The following is an 18,666-nucleotide window of genomic DNA, read 5'->3' on the forward strand; positions in this document are numbered from 1 at the left end:
GTCGCCAGACCGCGCGGGCTCGTTCGCGCCGTCAGAGGTACTCCTGGGCGGCGTCGGTGAGCCAGTCGGCCAGGTAGGTCGCGAACGACCCCCGCACCATCAGGCGGTACACCGGGTCGTCCGAGGTCTGCCACAGCAGCACCTGCGACCGGGCCAGGGTGGTCTGGGCGCAGCGGCCCGCGCTGAACGCCCGTGGGTGCAGGTCGAGGGTGCAGCCCTTCTCCAGGACGTCCCTCGCGTTCGGTCCGCTCAGTTCGAGAGTGGTGCGGTTCGCCGACACGTCCACACCGCCGGGTAGGTCGAACGTGTCGCCGTCCGGGCCGACTACCAGCCACTCCTCGGGCCCCAGCCACAGCACCGACCGCTCGCCCCACGCGGCGACCTCGCCGGCAGGGGGCGTCGGGAAGGTCGGCGCGGCCTGCACGTTCACCGCCGTGAGGAACGGGACCTCCACCAGTCGCACGCCCCGGCCCGAGACCAGTGGGTGGTCGGCCAGTGGGCTGCGGCGCAAGGACTCAACCGTCACGGCGTGCTCCCTCCTTGTCGTAGAACACCGGCTCGGTCACCGTGGCCTCGACCAGCCGGTCACCCAGCGGCGCGAGGACGGTCTCGCCGATGCGGTCGCGTCCGCCCTTCACCAGGGCCAGGGCGAAGCCGCGCTCCAGCACGGCGCTGCGGTAGCTCGACGTGACGTGACCGAGCATCGGCACGGGCGGCGTCAACGGCGTGTCCGGGGCGATGAGCTGCGAGCCCTCGGGCAGCACCACGTCCGGCTCGACCGGCAGCAGGCCCACCAGGTGCTTGCGGTCCGGGCGGACCGAGTCCGGTCGGCGCAGCGAACGCCTGCCCACGAAATCCTTCTGCTTCGACACGATCCACGACATGCCCAGGTCGTGCGGCGTCACCGTGCCGTCGGTGTCCTGACCGACGATGGGGAACCCCTTCTCGGCCCGCAGCACGTGCATCGTCTCCGTGCCGTACGGCGTGATGTCGAAGTCCGCGCCCGCCGCCAGCACCGCCTGCCAGACCGCCAACCCGTACCACGACGCGACGTTGACCTCGTAGGCCAGCTCGCCGGAGAACGAGATCCGCGCGATCCGGGCCGGGATTCCGTTGTGCAGCACCGTGTCCCGGAACGTCATGAACCCGAACGCCTCGGGCGACACGTCCAACGACGGCGCCAGAAGGCCGATCACCGCACGCGACTTCGGCCCCACGACCGCCACGGTGGACCACTGCTCGGTGACCGAGGTGAACTTCACGTCGAGCGAGGGCCACTCGGTCTGCGCCCACTCCTCGAACCAGTCCAGCACCCGAGCCGCGCCACCGGTCGTGGTCGTGACGTAGTACCGGTCCTCGGCCAGCCGCATGGTCACGCCGTCGTCGAACACCATCCCGTCGGCCGTGCACATGAGCCCGTACCGCGCCGATCCGACCGGGAGCTTCTTGAACGCGTTGGTGTACATGCGGTTGAGGAACTCGCCCGCGTCCGCGCCGACCACTTCGATCTTGCCGAGCGTGGACGCGTCCTGCACACCGACCCCCGTGCGCGCCGCGTGGCACTCGCGCAGCACGGCGGCGTCCATGTCCTCGCCCGCCTGCGGGTAGTACCGGGGCCGCTTCCACTGCCCGACGTCCTCGAACACCGCGCCCGCCGTGACGTGCCAAGGCTGGATCGGTGTCGTGCGCACGGGGTCGTGCAGCGCGCCGCGGTTGCGCCCGGCCATCACCGCGAACGTCACCGGCGCGTACGGCGCGCGGAACGTCGTCGTGCCCAGCTCGCCGGGGGAGCCCATGCCCAACGCGGAGGCGATCACGCCCAACGCCACCACGTTCGACGTCCGGCCCTGGTCCGCACCGGTGCCGATGGTGGTGTACCGCTTGACGTGCTCGGGCGACTGCATCCCGGCGCCGGTGGCACGCAGCACGTCCGCCACGGTCGCATCCCGTTGCAGGTCCACGAAACACCGCGACGGCTCGTCAGGGGCCTGCCACACCGGACGCGGCGCGGTGGCCTTCCTGCCCCCGACCAACGGCAGTTCCGGGGTCGAACCCGGGTACCCGACCAGTTCGGCGGCCTCGGCACCGGCCGTCACACCCTCGGCCAGGCAGTCGGCCAGGTCGAACACGCCGTTCGCCGAGCCGACCACGCGGTTCGCCTGCGCCGCGCCATCGGGGACGAACGCGGCGAGCGACTCGTCCCACCGCAGCGTGCCGCGCGACTGGCTGAACAGGTGCACCACCGGACTCCACCCACCGGACACCGCCAGCAGATCGCAGCTCAGGGAACCATCCTCGGTGGACACCCCGGTGATCCGCGATGAACCCGAGGCCCGTCGCACCACCTGATCGGCCGACACCCGGATACCCAGCGACGCCGCGCGCCTGGCCAGGTCGGCCGGCGGCACCGCACGGGTGTCGAGGATCGCGGCCACGTGCGCGCCCGCCGCGGCCAGGTCGAACGCCGTCGCGTAGGCGCTGTCGTTGGTGGTCAGCACGACCACCTCACGCCCAGGCAGCACGGCGTACCGGTTGACGTACGTCCGCACGGCCGAAGCCGACATGATGCCGGGGAGATCGTTGTCGCCGAACACGATCGGCCGCTCGTGCGCCCCGGTGGCCAGCACGACCCGCCGCGCCCGCACGTGCCACAGCCGCCGCTTCTGCGCCACCAGCACGTAGTTGCTGTCGTAGTAGCCGAAAGCCGTCGCCCGCGACAACACCCGGACCTCGGGCCGAGCGGCCAACTCCGCGCTAGCCGAGGCCACCCACGTCGACGGCGAAGCCTCGGACAGCAGGCTGCCGCCCAGCTCCGGCTGGGCGTCCACCAACACCACCCGCGCCCCACCCGAGGACGCGGCCAACGCCGCCGCCAGCCCGGCCGGTCCGGCGCCGACCACCAGGACGTCGGTGTGCACGTACTTCTTGTCGTGCACCAGCTCAGGCCCCGGTTCCAGCCGCCCGACCCCGCTCAACGTCGTCGCCGACAGCCCGTCGACCAGCTCCACCGTGGTCGCCGTCAACGACGGTTCGCCGTCGACCTGCACCAGGGCGTTGGGCTCCTCGATCCCGGCGGTCACGATCCCGCGCGGCCGCCGCAGGTACATCGAGGGCGCCACGGTCAGCACGCCGTTGGCGATCATCGCCGAGGCCAGTGTGTCACCCGCGAACCCGGTGTACTCGACGTCGTCGAGGGTGAACCGCAGCGGCGCGGACCGGTCGACGCGCCCACCTCTGGGCAGTCTCATCGCCCCTCCTCGACGAACTCGCTGATGAACTCGCTGGTGACGGTGTTCCGGACGGTGTTGAACCACCGGCGGCAGCCCGCCGAGTGCACCCACCGCTCGGCGAACACGCCCTTGGGGTTGTCCCGGAAGAACAAGTACTCGGCCCATTCCTCGTCGGTCATGGCCTCCGGGTCCGGGGGATAGGCGACGTGCGCCTGACCGCCGTAGTGGAACTCGGTCTCCTCGCGCTCACCGCACCAGGGGCATCTGATCAGCAGCATCGACAGACTCCTTCAGTGCGACGTCAGTGCGCGACGGCGGCGGCGCCGTGCTCGTCGATGAGCGCTCCGGTGGTGAAGCGCTCCAGGCTGAACGGCTCGTTCAACGGGTGCGGCTCACCGGTCGCGATGGTGTGCGCGAACACCCAGCCGACGCCCGGTGTCGCCTTGAAACCGCCGGTGCCCCAGCCGCAGTTGACGAACAGGTTCTCCAGCGGGGTGAGGCCGACGATCGGCGACGCGTCCGGTGTCGTGTCCACGATCCCGCCCCACGTCCGGATCAGGTGGGCGTTCGCGAAGATCGGGAACAGCTCCAGCGCGGCGGCCATCTGGTCCTCGATGACGTGCACCGAGCCCCGCTGCCCGTAGGAGTTGTAGGTGTCGATGCCCGCGCCCATGACCAACTCGCCCTTGTGCGCCTGGCTCACGTACACGTGCACGTGGTTGGACATCACCACGGTGGGGTGGATCGGTTCGAGCAGTTCGGACACCAGCGCCTGCAACGGGTGGCTCTGCACCGGCAGCCGCAGGCCCACGGTGTCGGCCAGCACGCTGGAGTGCCCGGCCGCGGCGAGCCCGACGCGGCCCGCGTGGATCGGCCCGCGGTTGGTCTGCACGCCCACGATCCGGTCGCCGTCCCGCAGGAACCCGGTCACCTCGCAGTGCTGGATCAGGTCGATCCCGTACTCGTCCGCGCGCCGGGCGAACGCCCAGGCCACGTGGTCGTGCTTGGCGATGCCCGCGCGCGGCTGCCAGGTGCCGCCGAGCACGGGGTAGCGGGTGTCGGGGGAGGTGTTGACGATCGGGCAGACCTTCGCGACCTCCTCCGGCGTCAGCCACTCGCCGTCCACCCCGTTGAGCTTGTTGGCGTTGACGCGCCGGACCGAGTCACGGACGTCCTGGAGCGTGTGCGCGAGGTTGAGTACGCCGCGCTGGCTGAACAGGATGTCGTAGTCCAGGTCCTCGGACAGCGTCTCCCACAGCTTCAACGCGTGCTCGTAGATCGCCGCGCTCTCGTCCCACAGGTAGTTGGACCGGATGATCGTGGTGTTGCGGGCCATGTTGCCGCCCGCCAGCCACCCCTTCTCCAGCACGGCGACGTTGGTGATGCCGTGGTTGCGCGCCAGGTAGTACGCGGTGGCCAACCCGTGTCCGCCCGCGCCGACGATGACGACGTCGTAGGACGGCTTCGGGTCCGGGTTGCGCCACAGGTGTTCGGGGTGTTCGGACCTGGTCATCGTCACCCTCGCAGCCGCGTCATCTTGGGGTCGAACAGGGGCTCCTCGGCGACGGTCGCCGGGATTCGCCGGTCGAAGTAGCCGATGTGCAGCGTGCGGCCGGGCTCGGCCAGGTCGGCGGGCAGCCAGGCGTAGGCGATGCCGGAGCCGACGGTGTAGCCGTAGGCCGCGCTGGTGACGTATCCGACGGGTGTGTCGCCGTCGTAGACGGGCTCCTTGCCGAGCACGTGCCCGTCCAGCGTGAGGCAGGTCAGCTTTTTCGTCGCTTGCCGGGCTTGTCGGTCGGCGAGGGCTTGTTTGCCGATGAACTCCGGCTTGGCCGCCTTCACCGCGAACCCGAGCCCCGCCTCGTGCGGGTCGTGCTCGTAGGTCATGTCCGTGCCGAACGACCGGTAGCCCTTCTCCAACCGCAGGCTCGTGAACGCCCCGCGCCCGGCCGCGATCACGCCGTGCTCCTGTCCCGCCGCCCACAGCGTGTCCCACAGCTTCAGGCCCATGTCGGCGGTCGTGTACAGCTCCCAGCCCAGTTCACCCACATAGGACAGTCGCAGGGCGGTCACCGGGACGTTGCCGATGAAACCGCGCGCGCCGCGGAAGTACTTCAACGCGGTCAGGTCCAGATCCGTCAACGGCTGCACCAGATCGCGGGCGCGTGGCCCCCACACGCCGATGCAGCACGTGCCGGCGGTGATGTCGCGGACCTGCACGGTGCCGTCTCCGGGCAGGTGTCGGTGCAGCCAGTCGAGGTCCAGCGCGCCGTTCGCGCCGACCTGGAAGACGTCCCTGGCCAGCCGCGCCACCGTCACGTCACTGCGGATGCCGCCGTCGTGGTCGAGCAGCAGGCAGTAGGTGACCGAGCCGACGGACTTGTCCACGTCACCGGTGACCAGGCGTTGCAGGAACGCCGCCGCGCCGGGCCCGGTGACCTCCAGCCGCTTGAGCGCGGTCATGTCGAACATCGCCACGGCCTCGCGTGTCACCTGCGCCTCGGCGGCGACGATCGGGGACCAGTACCGCGCCGCCCACTCGTCCGGCTCGGGGATGTCCCGGCCGTCGACCAGACCCGCGTTCGCCTCGTACCACTGGGGGCGCTCCCAGCCGTTGGCCTCCAGGAAAACCCCGCCCAGCTCCTGCTGCCGGACGTGGAACGGACTGGCGCGCAGCGGCCGTGGCTGCTCCATGGGCTGCAACGGGTGCTTGATGTCGTAGACCTCGACGAAGTTCTGACAACCCCGTTCCACGACGTACTTCGGCGCGACCTGGTGCGCCTCGAACCGGTTCACGTCGCACTCGTGCAGGTCGAACGACGAGCAGTGACCGTCGACCAGCCACTCGGCCATTGCCCGGCCGACACCGGCGGAGTGCGTGACCCAGACCGCTTCGGCGACCCAGAACCCCTTCACTTCGGGGGAAGGACCGAGCAGCGGCATGTCGTCGGTGGTGAAGGAGAACAGGCCGTTGATGCCCTCTTCGATCTTCGCCTCACGGGTGGCCGGCAGCAGCGCGTGCGTCTGCCGCCACGCCTCGGCGAAGTCCTCTTCGGTGAACGGCTGCACGGACGGCATCACGTCCGCCGCGTCCACGCCGAGGATGTCGTCCACGGAGACCGGCATCGGCCGGTGGCCGTAGTAGCCGACACCGATCGCGTCGTACCGCTCCCGGTAGTACAGATCGGCTTCCTGGTGCCGCAGGATCGGTCGCAGCGCCTCGGACGTCTGGCCGGCCAGCGGCGCGACCTGCCCGGTCCAGGCGAGCTGGTGGGCCAGCGGGACCAGCGGCAGCGTCATGCCGACCATCCGGGCGATCTTCGAGCCCCAGATCCCGGCGCAGCACACCACGATGTCGGCGGCCAGCTCCCCTTGGCCGGTGACCACGCCGGTGACCCGGTCACCCTCGACCAGGACGTCCAGCACCTCGGTCCGGTCAAGCACCTTGACCCCACGCGACCGTGCCCGACTGATCTGCGCGTCCACCGCCCGAACCGCCTTGGCCAGGCCGTCGGTCGGCACGTGCAGACCGCCCAATACCTGGTCGCGGTCGAGCATCGGGATCAACTCCAGGCACCGATCCGCGTCCACAACGGCCGCGTCGATGCCCCAGGACGTCGCCCAGCCGTGCCTGCGGTGCAGTTCGGTCAGCCGTTCGGGCGTGGTGGCCACCTCCAGCCCGCCGACCTGGAGGAAACACGGCTCCCCGTCGACGGACAGGGTCCCGAGCTTGTCGACGGTGTAGCGCGCCATCTCGGCCATGGCCTTGCTCGGATTGGTCTGGAACACCAGCCCCGGCGCGTGCGACGACGACCCGCCCGGCGCGGGCAGCGGCCCCTGATCCACCACGGTGATGTCGTCCCAACCCCGAGCGGACAACTCGTCAACCAGCGCCGCCCCAACGACACCCGCTCCGACCACCACGACACGGGGTCCGACCATGCCAGCCTCCAAGGTGCACCATTCGCAACAGCATGCGGGCTACGCAACAGAAGCGTTGCCGCTGGGCAGGGCTGTGTCAAGCCCCGGGACAGACTGCTTACGTCCTGCTTACGTCACCCGATACCGGACCCATCGCCGAGCCGCGTTCGTGGCGAGGGTGTCTGCGAACCTATAGACGGGTGACGGCGTCCGTGTGACGCCTGAAGTGCTGGGGCCCAAGCAGACCGGTCGGGCCGACGCGGATCACTGGCTCGGGCTGGGTGCGGACCTCATCAGCTTCGGCCGCGCCTTCATCGCCAACCCCGACCTCGTCGAGCGACTGCGCAACGCGCTCCCGAGCGCGCCCGTCGAGGAGGCCACCTACTACCAGGGCGGTGACACGGGTTACCTGACCTACTCGACGTATCAGTACACGGCCTGACCACGCAGTGAGGGGTCTCCCGCACGCGCGGAAGACCCCTCACTGCGTTTCTCCAAGACAGCCCACTCAGGACTTGGGCAGCCAGGCCTTCACCTTGTCGGGGTTGGCCTCGGCCCACTTCTTCGCGGCCGCGTCCGGGGTCATCTTGTCCTCGGCGATGTACTTCGCCACGACGTTCTGGTCGTCGTTGGTCCACTGGAAGTTCTTCACCAGTTGGAACGCCGGGCCGTTGGCGTCGGCGAACTTCTTGCTGACGATCTTGTCCAGGTCGTAGTCCGGGTAGTCGCAGGCGATCTTCTCCGGATCGGCGTCGCACCCGGCGGTGTAGGCCGGCAGCTTGACCTTGACCAGTTCGATCTCGGCGAACAGCCACTGCGGCGCGTAGAAGTAGCCGATGACGGGCGTGCGGTTCTTCTCCGCCTGTCGGAACGCCTGGATCAGCGCGGTCTCGCTGCCGCCGTAGACGACCTTGTAGTTCAGGTTGAGGTTCTTGACCAGGGACTCGTCGTTGGTGACGAACGACGGGTCACCGTCGAGGAGCTGGCCCTTGTCCCCGGACTCGGAGGTCTTGAACAGGTCGGCGTACTTGTTCAGGTTGTTCCAGTCGGTGATGTCGGGGTGCTCCGCGGCCAGCCACGGCGGCACGTACCAGCCGATCTGGCCGGTCACGCCGGTCGAGCCGGCCGACACCGCGGTCTTCTGCTCCTCGATGTACTTCGCCTTCAGGTCGTCGTGACCCCAGTTCTCCACCACCGCGTCGACCTCACCGGTGCCGAAGCCCTGCCAGGCCACCTCTTCCTTCAGGTCCTTCTTGGTGACCTTGCAGCCCAGCTCCGTCTCCGCCACGTACGCCAACACCGCCGCGTTGGCCTCATAACCCACCCAGGGGTTGATGGCGATCTTGAACTCGCCGCAGTCCCCCGCGGTGCTCGCCGACGACGTGTCGCCGATCTTGGCCCCACCGCACGCGGACAGCGTCAACGCCGCCACGACCGCGCTGATCCACACTTTTTGGCGAGCGGCGCGAACCCACTTGTGCCGTGTCACTTGGCCTCCAACTCGTTCGAAAATCACTGGGAACGCTTCGCCGCCGCCTGGGTGAGGCGGTCGAGCATCACGCCGAGCAGGACGATCGCGACACCGGCCGCGAGGCCCTTGCCGTACAGCTGTGCCTGGGAGAAGCCCGCCACGACGTCGTAGCCCAGGGCGCCCGCACCCACGAGCCCGCCGACCACCACCATCGACAGCACGTAGATCAGCCCCTGGTTGGTGGCCAGGGTCAGGGCGCGCCGGGCCATCGGCAGCTGCACCTTGGTGATGAGCTGCCACGTGCTCGACCCGGCCGCCGTCGCCGCCTCGACCGTGGTGGCCGAGACCGCCCGGATGCCGTCGGCCACGACCTTGATCGCCACCGGCGCGGCGAACACGACCGCCGCGACGATCGCGGTGAACCGGCTCGCGCCGAACAACGCCAGGAACGGCACCAGGTAGACGAACGCGGGCATCGTCTGGCCCGCGTCCAGACCGGGCCGCAACACCCGGTCCACCAACGTGCTGCGGCCCATCCACACGCCCACGACCACCCCGAGCACCATCACGATCGCCGTGGCGACCAGCGTGGACGCCAGCGTCGCCATCGCGTCCGACCACAACCCCGTGCCGACCAGCAGCAGCAGGCACGCCGCCGACACCAGAGCCGTGCGCACCGAGCCGATCAGCGCCGACACCGCCACCACCAGCGCCGCGAACAGCCACCACGGCGACTCGGTCAGCAGCATCTGCAACGGGTCGATCAGCACGAGCGTGACGAAGTCCTTGACGCCGCCGGTGACCGACGACAGGTTCGTCTGCACCCAGTCCGTCACCGCCGCCGCGGCCTGCGCGATCGCCGGGCCCACCGACACGTCGGGCGGGAACTCCGCCGCCCAGAAGTAGGTGGTGGAGAACCAGACCGCGACCAGGGTCAGCACGCCGCCGACGAGCAGGACGACCCGGCGCACCAGCGCGGAGGTGCGCCGGGTGTCCAGACGCGCGCGCTCCGCGCGTGCCCCGGCCACGGTGGTGACCCGGTCCAGGACGATGGCCATCACGACGATCGCCAGACCCGCGTTGAACGCCGTGCCGACGTCCAAAGTCTGCAACGCCTTCACGACCGTCTTGCCCAGGCCCGGCGCGTCGATCAGCGCGGCGATGGTGACCATCGCCAGCGCCGCCATGATGGTCTGGTTGATCCCCAGCACGATGGTCCGCTTGGCGGCCGGCAGCAGCACCTTGAACAGCGTCTGCTTCGTCGTCGCGCCAAGGGACTCGCTGGCCTCGACGGTGTCGTGCGGCGCGGAGCGGATGCCGTGCGCGGTGAACCGGATCGCCGGGGGAGCGGCGTAGATGAGGGTGGCGATCGTGGCGGAGGCCGGGCCGATGAGGAAGATCAGGGTCAACGGCGCCAGGTAGACGAACGTCGGCATGGTCTGCATGAAGTCCAGCACCGGCGTGATCAGCCGGTTGAACCGGTCCGACAGCCCGGCCCAGATGCCCAGCGGCAGGCTGAACAGCAGCGCGATCACCACCGCCGACAGGGTCAGCGCCAGCGTGTCCATGCTCTCCTGCCACAGCCCTTGCAGGCCCAGGAACGCGAAACCCGCAGCGGCCCCGAGTGCCACCCGCCAGTTGGCCACGGCGAACGAGACGTAACCGACGATCGCGACCACGCCGAGCCAGCCGATCAGCGGCACCGGGCGCCCGAACGCCGGTTGCGCGATCACGGCCTGGACGAACGTCACGAACTCGTCGACGACCAGCCGGATCTCGTTGAAGAAGTACAGGAACAGCGGGTTGGTGTTGCGACTGGCGCCCAGCGAGTCGTTCAACTCGTTGACGGCGTGGTGCAACGGGGTGAGCTGGGCCGCGCCGAGCGACAGCGTGTGCAGCCCGCGCAGCACCACCCACAGCACCAGGAACGCCGCCAGCGTCGCGATCAGCAGCACACCGCGGCTCGGCCGCCGCAGCAGGACGCGGGGGAGTGCGATGGCCGCCATCACTCACCCGCAACCGTGGCGAGGATCTCCTCGTGGCCCACGACACCGAGCAGCTCGCCGTCCTGAACGACCTTCACCGGCCGGTCGGCCGCGAGCACCGCCCGCACCGCCTCGCGGACCACCACGTGCGGCGCGAGTTCCGGACCGTCCAGCACGTCGTCCGGCCGCACCGGCCGCATGATCCACTTGAGCGTGAGCACGTCGGCGCGCGGCACGTCCCGGACGAAGTCGCGCACGTAGTCGTCGGCGGGCGCGCCGACCAGGTCCTCGCAGGTGCCCAACTGGACGGCCTGGCCGTCGCGCATGATCAGGATGCGGTCGCCCAGCTTCAATGCCTCGGACAGGTCGTGGGTGATGAACACCATCGTCTTGCCGACGTCGTGGTGCAGCCGGAGGACCTCGTTCTGCATGTCGCGCCGGATCATCGGGTCCAGCGCGGAGAACGGCTCGTCGAACAGCAGCACGTCCGGGTCGCCGGCGAGCGCGCGGGCCAAGCCGACCCGCTGCTGCATGCCGCCGGAGAGCTGGTCGGGGTAGGAGCGCTCGCACCCGTTGAGCCCGACCAGGTCGATGACCTCCTGCGCGCGCTCGATCCGGTCGGCCTTGCGCACGCCCCGGATCTCCAGGCCGTAGCTGACGTTGTCGATCACCCGGCGGTGCGGCAGCAGGCCGAAGTGCTGGAACACCATGGAGAACTTCTCGCGGCGCAGCTCGCGCAGCCGTCGCGGGTCGGCGCCGAGGATGTCCTCGCCCTCGAACACGATCTGGCCCGCAGTGGGCTCGATGAGCCGGGTCAGGCAGCGGACCAGGGTGGACTTGCCCGATCCGGACAGTCCCATCACCACGAACACCTCGCCGGGCGCGACCTCGAAGTCGATCCCGCGCACCGCGGCGACGCACCCGGTCGTGTCCATCAACTCCCGTCGGGACAGGGCGGACAGCTCCGGTGAGCCGGGCACGCGTTCGGCCTTGGGGCCGAAGACCTTCCACAGTCCGCGTACGGAGATCACGGGTTCGGTCTTCACGGTCGTCGTGGGCTCGGCCAGCTCTGGCGGTGCGGCCACGGTTCACCCTCTTCCGGTGTGCTTCCGTGTTGCGTATCGTGAACTGCGCTTCTTTAGATGGAACAGAATTGACTGCGCGAGTACCGAGCGTCAAGGGCACGCGTGTTTCGAACCGGTTAGCAATGCGCCGAACGGGTCTTCCGGACTGGGCCGAACCGGTCACCGACCAGCCCGGAACCGGTCACGGCAACCGGTCACGAGTGTTCCGGGAGGCCGTGCCAGCCCAGTCTTCGCGAGATGTGCCCGGCGGCCTCGACCACCTTCGCGGCCACGTCGGGGATGCGCCGGGCCGGGATGCGGAACGTCGGCCCGGACGCGCTGACCGACCCGACCACCTCGCCGCCCGGACCCACGATCGGCGCGGCGACAGCGGTCAGGCCGATCTCCAGCTCGTCCACCGCGACCGCGTACCCGTCCCGCGCGGCGGCCTGGACCTCGGCCTTCAGCGCGGCGACGTCGGTGGTGGTGCGGTCGGTGAAGCGGTGCAGCGGCTCGGCGGTCAGCTCGGCGAACCGCTGCTCGGACACGTGCGCCAACAGCGCCTTGCCGTTGGACGTGGCGTGCAGCGGCACGCGCTGGCCGACCCAGTTGTTCGGTCTGAGCGAGGTGTTGCCGGCGGCCTGGTCCAGGTAGAGCGCCTCGTGCCCGGACAGGACGGTGATGTTCACCGTCTCGCCCAGCTCCTCGGCCAGTCGCCGGATGATCGGTCGGCCCCGCTGCACGACGTCCAGGCGCGCCGTGGTGGCGCCGGCGAGCTGGAGCACCCCGATGCCCAACCGGTACTTGCCCCGGTCGGTGTTCTGCTCCACCAGTTCGTGCAGTTCGAGGGTGGTGACGAGGCGGAAGGCCGTGGACTTGTGCACGTCGAGTCTGGCCGCGATCTCGGTGACGCCGAGTTCGCCGTGCCGGGCGAGCAGGGAGAGCACCGTCAGAGCGCGGTCGACCGACTGGATCGTGCTGCTCGCACTCGGCTCGTCGTTGCCCATAGCGCACTAGTGTGCACTATCTGAACCTTGGGCGTGCCGGTAGAAAGGTGTCTCCGCAGGTGAGAGCGGTGTGTTCCCCAGGATCAGGTCGGCCGCCTTCTCCGCCACCATCATCACCGGCGCGTAGATGTTGCCGTTGGTGACGTAGGGCAGCACCGAGGCGTCCACCGCCCGCAGGCCCTCGACGCCGTGCACCCGCATCGACGTCGGATCGACCACGGCCATCTCGTCCACGCCCATCTTCGCGGTGCACGACGGGTGGTAGGCCGTCTCGCCGTCGCGGGCCACCCAGTCCAGGATCTCCGCGTCGGTCCGGACGTCCGGACCCGGCGACAGCTCACCGCCGCTGAACTCCGCGAACGCCGGCTGGGCCAGGATCTCGCGCGCCACGCGGATCGCCTCGACCCACTCGCGCCGGTCCTGGTCGGTGGACAGGTAGTTGAACTTGAGCGCCGGGTGCCGCTTCGGATCGGCCGACTTGATCTTCACCGTGCCGCGGGCGTCGGAGTACATCGGTCCGATGTGGACCTGGTAGCCGTGCTCGGCGCCGACCGGCGTGCCGTCGTACCGGACCGCGATGGGCAGGAAGTGGAACATCAGATTCGGGTAGGCGACCTGGTCGTTACCCCGCACGAACCCGCCGGCCTCGAAGTGGTTCGTCGCCGCCGGTCCGCTCTTGTCGAGCAGCCACCGGAGCCCGATCCCCGGCCGGTTGTGCAGCTTCAGGGAGGGGTTGAACGAGACGGGCTGCGTGCAGGCGTGCTGGACGTAGACCTCCAGGTGGTCCTGGAGGTTCTCGCCGACGCCCGGCAGTTCGTGCACGACGTCGATGCCCAGCGGGCGCAGCTCGTCGGGGTTGCCGATGCCGGACAGCTGGAGCAGCTGCGGCGTGTTGATCGCGCCGCCGCTGAGGATGACCTCGCCCGAGTAGGTCTTGCGGGTTCCCCGGCCGGGCCGGCTGTACTCGACGCCGACGGCGCGCTTGCCCTCGAACAGCACGCGGTGCACCAGGGAGAAGCACTGGACGGTCAGGTTGGGGCGGTTCTTGACCGGGTGCAGGTAGGCACGCGCGGCCGACCACCGCCGGCCGTTGCGGATGTTGCGGTCGAACCGGGCGAAGCCCTCCTGCCGGTAGCCGTTGACGTCCTGGGTGAGCGGGTGCCCGGCCTGCTGGACGGCTTCGAAGAACGCCTGGAACAGCGGGTTCGTCGCCGGGCCTCGTTCGAGCGTGAGCGGGCCGCTGTCACCGCGCCACTCGTCGCCGCCGGCCAGGCAGTTCTCCATCCGCTTGAAGTAGGGCAGGCAGTGCGCGTAGTCCCAAGTGGACATACCGGGGTCGGCGGCCCAGCGCTGGTAGTCCATCGGGTTGCCGCGCTGGAAGATCATCCCGTTGATCGAACTGGAGCCGCCCAGCACCTTGCCGCGGCCCTGTGTGATGCGGCGGCCGTTCATGAACGGCTCGGGTTCGGAGACGTACTTCCAGTCGTAGAAACGGTTGCCGATGACCATGGTCAGCGCGGCGGGCATGTGGATGAACACGTCCCAGATCCAGTCCGGACGGCCCGCTTCGAGCACCAGCACCTTGACGGACGGGTCCGCGGACAGCCGGTTGGCCAGCGAGCAGCCCGCCGACCCGCCCCCGACGATGATGTAGTCGTATCGCTGGTCCATGCAGCGGTCCTCCCGAGCGGTTGTTGCGCAAGGATCAACACGTCTCGTATCGCGAACCAGGTGAAGGCTAGCTGCGGGCCTGCTCGGCCTCAAGGGTTGACGGTGTGATGCGCGCGGGTCAGACTGTTGCACATCGCGACCAGTGTGCCGGATAGCGCAACAGCGGAGGTCGTATGCCGAACACCGACTTCGTGCTCACACTGACCTGCCCCGACCAGCTGGGCATCGTGCACGGCGTCTCCGGGTTCCTGGTCGAGCACGGCTGCGACATCGTCGACAGCAGGCAGTTCGACTCGCGCCTGAGCGAGCGCTTCTACATGCGCGTGCACTTCGCCGTGCGCCGGGAGCCGGTCACGTTCGACGAGCTGCGGCAGTCGTTCGCGAAGGTCGCCGCCGCCTACGACATGGACTGGCGGATGCACGACATCGAGACCCGGCCCAAGGTGCTGCTGATGGTGTCGAAATCCGGCCACTGCCTCAACGACCTGCTCTACCGGTGGCAGACCGGCCAGCTGAAGATCGACATCCCGCTGATCGTGTCCAACCACCCCGACTTCGAGCCGCTGGCCCGCTCCTACGGCATCCCGTTCGCGCACATCCCGGTGACCAAGGACACCAAGCCCGCCGCCGAGGCGCGGCTGCTGGACCTGGTCGCCGAGCACGACGTCGAACTGGTCGTGCTGGCCCGCTACATGCAGGTGCTCTCCGACCAGCTGTGCCAGAAGCTGGACGGCCGGGTGATCAACATCCACCACTCGTTCCTGCCCAGCTTCAAGGGCGCCAAGCCCTACGCGCAGGCGTTCGACCGGGGCGTGAAGGTGGTCGGCGCGACCGCCCACTACGTGACGCCCGACCTGGACGAGGGACCGATCATCGAACAGGAGGTCATCCGGGTCGACCACTCCCTCGGCCCCGACGATCTGGCCGTGATCGGCCGCGACGCGGAGTGCATGGCACTGTCGCGTGCGGTCCAATGGCACGTGGAGCGCCGGGTGCTGCTGGACGGCCACCGAACCGTCGTCTTCCGCTAGACGGGGTTCTTCCGGCCAGCGAGGTCGCGAACGATCGACTTCCCAGGCGACCTCGCCCGCCGTCTGCGGAGCAGCGGCAATCAAACACAGAAGGGGTCAGCCAATGCCGAACCTGTTCGTCGCCGGTCGCTGGACGAGCGGCACCGGGGGGCGTCAGCGCGAGGTGGTCAACCCGTTCGACCAAGCGGTGATCGCGAAGGTCGACGAGGCGACCGCCGAGGACGCGCGCGAGGCCGTGCTGGCCGCGCGCCGGGCGTTCGACACCGGCGAATGGCCGCGCTGGACCCCCGCGCAACGCGCCGGGCTGCTGCGCCGCGTCGCCGACCTGCTCGTGCGCAACAAGGCCGACCTCGCCCGCTGGGAGACGCTCGACACCGGGAAGACCCTGGTGGAGAGCGAGATCGACGTGGACGACGTGGTGTCGGTGTTCCGCTACTACGCCGACCTGGCCGAAGCCGACCACACCCGCCGCGTCGAGGTGTCGAACCCGAACGTGGTGAGCGAGGTCGTGCACGAGCCGGTCGGCGTGTGCGTGCTGATCACCCCGTGGAACTACCCGCTGCTCCAGGCGTCGTGGAAGATCGCGCCCGCGCTGGCCGCCGGCAACACGATCGTGGTGAAGCCGAGCGAGGTCACGCCGCTGACCACGGTGAAGCTGGTCGAGCTGATCGAACAGGCGGGCGTGCCCGACGGCGTGGTCAACCTGGTCCTCGGCGCCGGTCCCGAGGTCGGCCCGGCGCTCACCGCCGCGCCGGAGGTGGACCTGGTGTCGTTCACCGGAGGGCTGCGGACCGGCCAGTCGATCATGCGTGCGGCGGCGGACACGGTGAAGAAGATCGCGCTGGAACTGGGCGGCAAGAACCCCAACATCGTCTTCCCCGACGCCGACTTCGAGGCGGCCGTCGACCACGCCCTGACCGCCGTGTTCCTGCACGCGGGACAGGTGTGCTCGGCCGGTACCCGGCTCATCGTGCACGAGAGCCTGCACGACGAGTTCGTCGCCGAACTCGTCCGCCGCGCGCAGCACATCCGCCTGGGCAACGGCCTGGACCCGGACAGCCGCAGCGGCCCGCTGGTCTCCGCCGAGCACCGCGCCAAGGTCGAGCGGCACGTGGCGCAGGGCGTGGCGGAAGGTGCGACACTGCTCACCGGCGGTAAGCGGCCGGACGACCCGCAGTTGCAGGCGGGGTTCTTCTACCTGCCCACGATCTTCGGCGACTGCGACCGGTCGATGGCCATCGTCCAGGACGAGACGTTCGGCCCGATCCTCACCGTCGAGCGGTTCACCACCGAGGACGAGGCCGTCGCGCTGGGCAACGACACCGACTACGGCCTGGCCGGCGCCGTGTGGTCGGCCGACCGCGACCGCGCGCGACGAGTTGCCCGCCGGCTGCGGCACGGTACCGTGTGGATCAACGACTTCGGGCCGTACCTCCCGCAGGCCGAGTGGGGCGGCTTCAAGCGCTCGGGCATCGGCCGCGAACTCGGTCCCACCGGCCTCGCGGAGTACCAGGAGGCCAAGCACGTGTACGAGAACACCGATCCCCGTCCGGAGCACTGGTTCGCTGAGGAGCCATCATGAGCCACGAGGTACGTGCGGTCGTCGCCCTGTCCAAGGGGGCGCCGGTGTCGGTGGAGACGATCATCGTGCCCGACCCCGGTCCAGGTGAGGCGCTGGTCCGCGTCAAGACCTGCGGTGTCTGCCACACCGACCTGCACTACAGAGAGGGCGGGATCAACGACGCGTTCCCGTTCCTGCTCGGCCACGAGGCGGCCGGGACGGTGGAGTCGGTCGGCGAGGGCGTCACCGATCTCGCGCCCGGTGACTTCGTGGTGCTCAACTGGCGCGCGGTGTGCGGGACGTGCCGGGCGTGCCTGCGCGGCCGGCCCCAGTACTGCTTCGCCACCCACAACGCGACCCAGCCCATGACGCTGACCGACGGCACGCCGCTGTCGCCCGCGCTGGGCATCGGGGCGTTCGCGGAGAAGACGCTGGTGGCGGCGGGGCAGTGCACCAAGGTGGACCCGTCGGCGTCACCGGCGGCCGTGGGGCTGCTCGGGTGCGGCGTCATGGCCGGGCTGGGCGCGGCGCTCAACACGGGTGCGGTGACCAGGGGCGACTCGGTGGCCGTGATCGGGTGCGGCGGCGTGGGCGACGCGGCCATCGCCGGGGCCCGGTTGGCGGGCGCGGCCAAGATCATCGCGGTGGACGTGGATGATCGGAAACTGGCCTGGGCCAAGGACTTCGGCGCCACGCACACGATCAACTCGACCGGGGTGGACGCGGTCGAGGCCATCCGGGAGGTGACCGGCGGGTTCGGTGCGGACGTGGTGATCGACGCGGTCGGGCGGCCGGAGACGTGGAAGACCGCTTTCTACGCCCGTGACCTGGCGGGCACCGTGGTGCTGGTCGGCGTGCCGACGCCGGACATGAAGCTGGAGATGCCGCTGATCGACCTGTTCTCGCGCGGTGGCTCGCTGAAGTCGTCCTGGTACGGCGACTGCCTGCCGTCGCGGGACTTCCCGATGCTGGTGGACCTCTACCTGCAGGGGCGGCTGGACCTGGACGCGTTCGTGTCCGAGACGATCGCGTTGGACGGCGTGGAGAAGGCGTTCGAGCGGATGCACCACGGTGACGTGCTGCGGTCGGTGGTGGTGCTGTGAGCAGCGTTGGTGGTGCGATCGGCAGGGTCGTGACGTCCGGGACGTTCAGCCTCGACGGCGGGACGTGGGACGTGGACAACAACGTGTGGCTCGTCGGTGACGAGCGCGAGGTCGTGGTGATCGACGCGGCGCACGACGCGTTGGCGATCGTGCGGGGGATCGGTGACCGGAGCGTCACCGCGATCGTGTGCACCCACGCGCACGACGACCACATCGGCGCGGCGCGGGAACTGGCCAAGGCCACCGGCGCGCCCGTGCTGCTGCACCCGGACGACGAGGTGCTGTGGCGCCGCGTGCACCCGTCGTGGCCGTTCGAGCCGTTGAGCGACGGCCAGGTGCTCACCGTCGGTGGAGTGGACCTGCACGTGCTGCACACACCGGGCCACTCACCCGGCGCGGTGTGCCTCTACGCGCCGTCGCTGGAAGCGGTGTTCACCGGCGACACGCTGTTCCAGGGCGGACCGGGTGCGACCGGGCGGTCGTTCAGCGACCACCCGACGATCATCAAGTCCATTGCGGAACGCCTGATGACCCTCCCACCGGAGACCGCGGTCCACACGGGCCACGGCGACTCGACCACGATCGGCGCGGAGGCCGGGAACATCGCCTAGCCGCTCTCCTG

General features: G+C 69.7%; 15 protein-coding genes. 5 read left to right on the forward strand and 10 right to left on the reverse strand.

Annotation, left to right across the window (positions count from 1 at the left end):
- Positions 1 to 31: 31 nt before the first annotated feature.
- From ALI22I_RS18105 to ALI22I_RS18125, 5 genes are read right to left on the reverse strand one after another with little or no spacing between them, the layout of a single operon-like run.
- Positions 32 to 526 (reverse strand): sarcosine oxidase subunit gamma, encoded by a 495-nt coding sequence (locus ALI22I_RS18105; protein WP_077006675.1) that lies wholly within the window; start codon positions 524 to 526, stop codon positions 32 to 34.
- Positions 516 to 3,248 carry a 2Fe-2S iron-sulfur cluster-binding protein gene (locus ALI22I_RS18110; protein WP_077006676.1) on the reverse strand — a complete coding sequence of 911 codons (2,733 nt, stop codon included), beginning with the start codon at positions 3,246 to 3,248 and terminating at the stop codon, positions 516 to 518. The genes ALI22I_RS18105 and ALI22I_RS18110 overlap by 11 nt, the downstream gene beginning before the upstream one ends.
- A complete protein-coding gene (locus ALI22I_RS18115; RefSeq protein WP_077006677.1) occupies positions 3,245 to 3,508 on the reverse strand; it encodes a sarcosine oxidase subunit delta in 264 nt (87 codons plus the stop codon). Before ALI22I_RS18115 ends, ALI22I_RS18110 begins: the two co-directional genes overlap by 4 nt.
- A 23-nt stretch (positions 3,509 to 3,531) precedes the next feature.
- Positions 3,532 to 4,743 (reverse strand): sarcosine oxidase subunit beta family protein, encoded by a 1,212-nt coding sequence (locus tag ALI22I_RS18120; protein ID WP_077006678.1) that lies wholly within the window; start codon positions 4,741 to 4,743, stop codon positions 3,532 to 3,534.
- A 2-nt stretch (positions 4,744 to 4,745) separates the two neighbouring features.
- Positions 4,746 to 7,172: a GcvT family protein gene (locus tag ALI22I_RS18125; RefSeq protein WP_077006679.1), complete on the reverse strand. Its 2,427-nt coding sequence runs from the start codon at positions 7,170 to 7,172 to the stop codon at positions 4,746 to 4,748.
- A 193-nt stretch (positions 7,173 to 7,365) separates the two neighbouring features.
- On the opposite strand from ALI22I_RS18125, the gene ALI22I_RS18130 reads away from it, so the two are divergent.
- Positions 7,366 to 7,593: a hypothetical protein gene (locus tag ALI22I_RS18130; RefSeq protein WP_238598428.1), complete on the forward strand. Its 228-nt coding sequence runs from the start codon at positions 7,366 to 7,368 to the stop codon at positions 7,591 to 7,593.
- A gap of 66 nt (positions 7,594 to 7,659) precedes the next feature.
- On the opposite strand, the gene ALI22I_RS18135 is transcribed toward ALI22I_RS18130, so the two are convergent.
- From ALI22I_RS18135 to betA, 5 genes are all read right to left on the reverse strand, one after another.
- Complete coding sequence (locus tag ALI22I_RS18135; protein WP_077006680.1) at positions 7,660 to 8,640, reverse strand: ABC transporter substrate-binding protein; 981 nt, start codon at positions 8,638 to 8,640, stop codon at positions 7,660 to 7,662.
- A gap of 23 nt (positions 8,641 to 8,663) precedes the next feature.
- Positions 8,664 to 10,628 (reverse strand): ABC transporter permease subunit, encoded by a 1,965-nt coding sequence (locus ALI22I_RS18140; protein ID WP_077006681.1) that lies wholly within the window; start codon positions 10,626 to 10,628, stop codon positions 8,664 to 8,666.
- Positions 10,628 to 11,692, reverse strand: a complete 1,065-nt coding sequence (locus ALI22I_RS18145; protein ID WP_077006682.1) for a quaternary amine ABC transporter ATP-binding protein — start codon at positions 11,690 to 11,692, stop codon at positions 10,628 to 10,630. The genes ALI22I_RS18140 and ALI22I_RS18145 overlap by 1 nt, the downstream gene beginning before the upstream one ends.
- A gap of 194 nt (positions 11,693 to 11,886) precedes the next feature.
- The gene (locus tag ALI22I_RS18150) at positions 11,887 to 12,678 is read right to left on the reverse strand and encodes an IclR family transcriptional regulator (protein WP_077006683.1); all 792 of its coding nucleotides are present in this window, start codon (positions 12,676 to 12,678) and stop codon (positions 11,887 to 11,889) included.
- A 6-nt stretch (positions 12,679 to 12,684) separates the two neighbouring features.
- Positions 12,685 to 14,349, reverse strand: a complete 1,665-nt coding sequence (betA, locus tag ALI22I_RS18155) for a choline dehydrogenase (RefSeq protein WP_077006684.1) — start codon at positions 14,347 to 14,349, stop codon at positions 12,685 to 12,687.
- A gap of 173 nt (positions 14,350 to 14,522) precedes the next feature.
- Here betA and purU point away from each other — a divergent pair, with 173 nt between their 5' ends.
- The 4 genes from purU to ALI22I_RS18175 all read left to right on the forward strand — a co-directional run bounded on the left by purU (position 14,523) and on the right by ALI22I_RS18175 (position 18,655).
- Complete coding sequence (gene purU, locus ALI22I_RS18160) at positions 14,523 to 15,380, forward strand: formyltetrahydrofolate deformylase (protein ID WP_077006685.1); 858 nt, start codon at positions 14,523 to 14,525, stop codon at positions 15,378 to 15,380.
- Positions 15,381 to 15,483: 103 nt separating this feature from the next.
- On the forward strand, positions 15,484 to 16,962 hold the full coding sequence (locus ALI22I_RS18165; RefSeq protein WP_077006686.1) for an aldehyde dehydrogenase family protein: 1,479 nt from the start codon (positions 15,484 to 15,486) through the stop codon (positions 16,960 to 16,962).
- A complete protein-coding gene (locus ALI22I_RS18170) occupies positions 16,959 to 18,044 on the forward strand; it encodes an S-(hydroxymethyl)mycothiol dehydrogenase (RefSeq protein WP_077006687.1) in 1,086 nt (361 codons plus the stop codon). The genes ALI22I_RS18165 and ALI22I_RS18170 overlap by 4 nt, the downstream gene beginning before the upstream one ends.
- Positions 18,041 to 18,655 carry an MBL fold metallo-hydrolase gene (locus ALI22I_RS18175; protein ID WP_077006688.1) on the forward strand — a complete coding sequence of 205 codons (615 nt, stop codon included), beginning with the start codon at positions 18,041 to 18,043 and terminating at the stop codon, positions 18,653 to 18,655. Before ALI22I_RS18170 ends, ALI22I_RS18175 begins: the two co-directional genes overlap by 4 nt.
- The last annotated feature ends 11 nt before the right edge of the window (positions 18,656 to 18,666 follow it).

The organism is Saccharothrix sp. ALI-22-I (assembly GCF_001984175.1).
Lineage (GTDB): Bacteria > Actinomycetota > Actinomycetes > Mycobacteriales > Pseudonocardiaceae > Actinosynnema.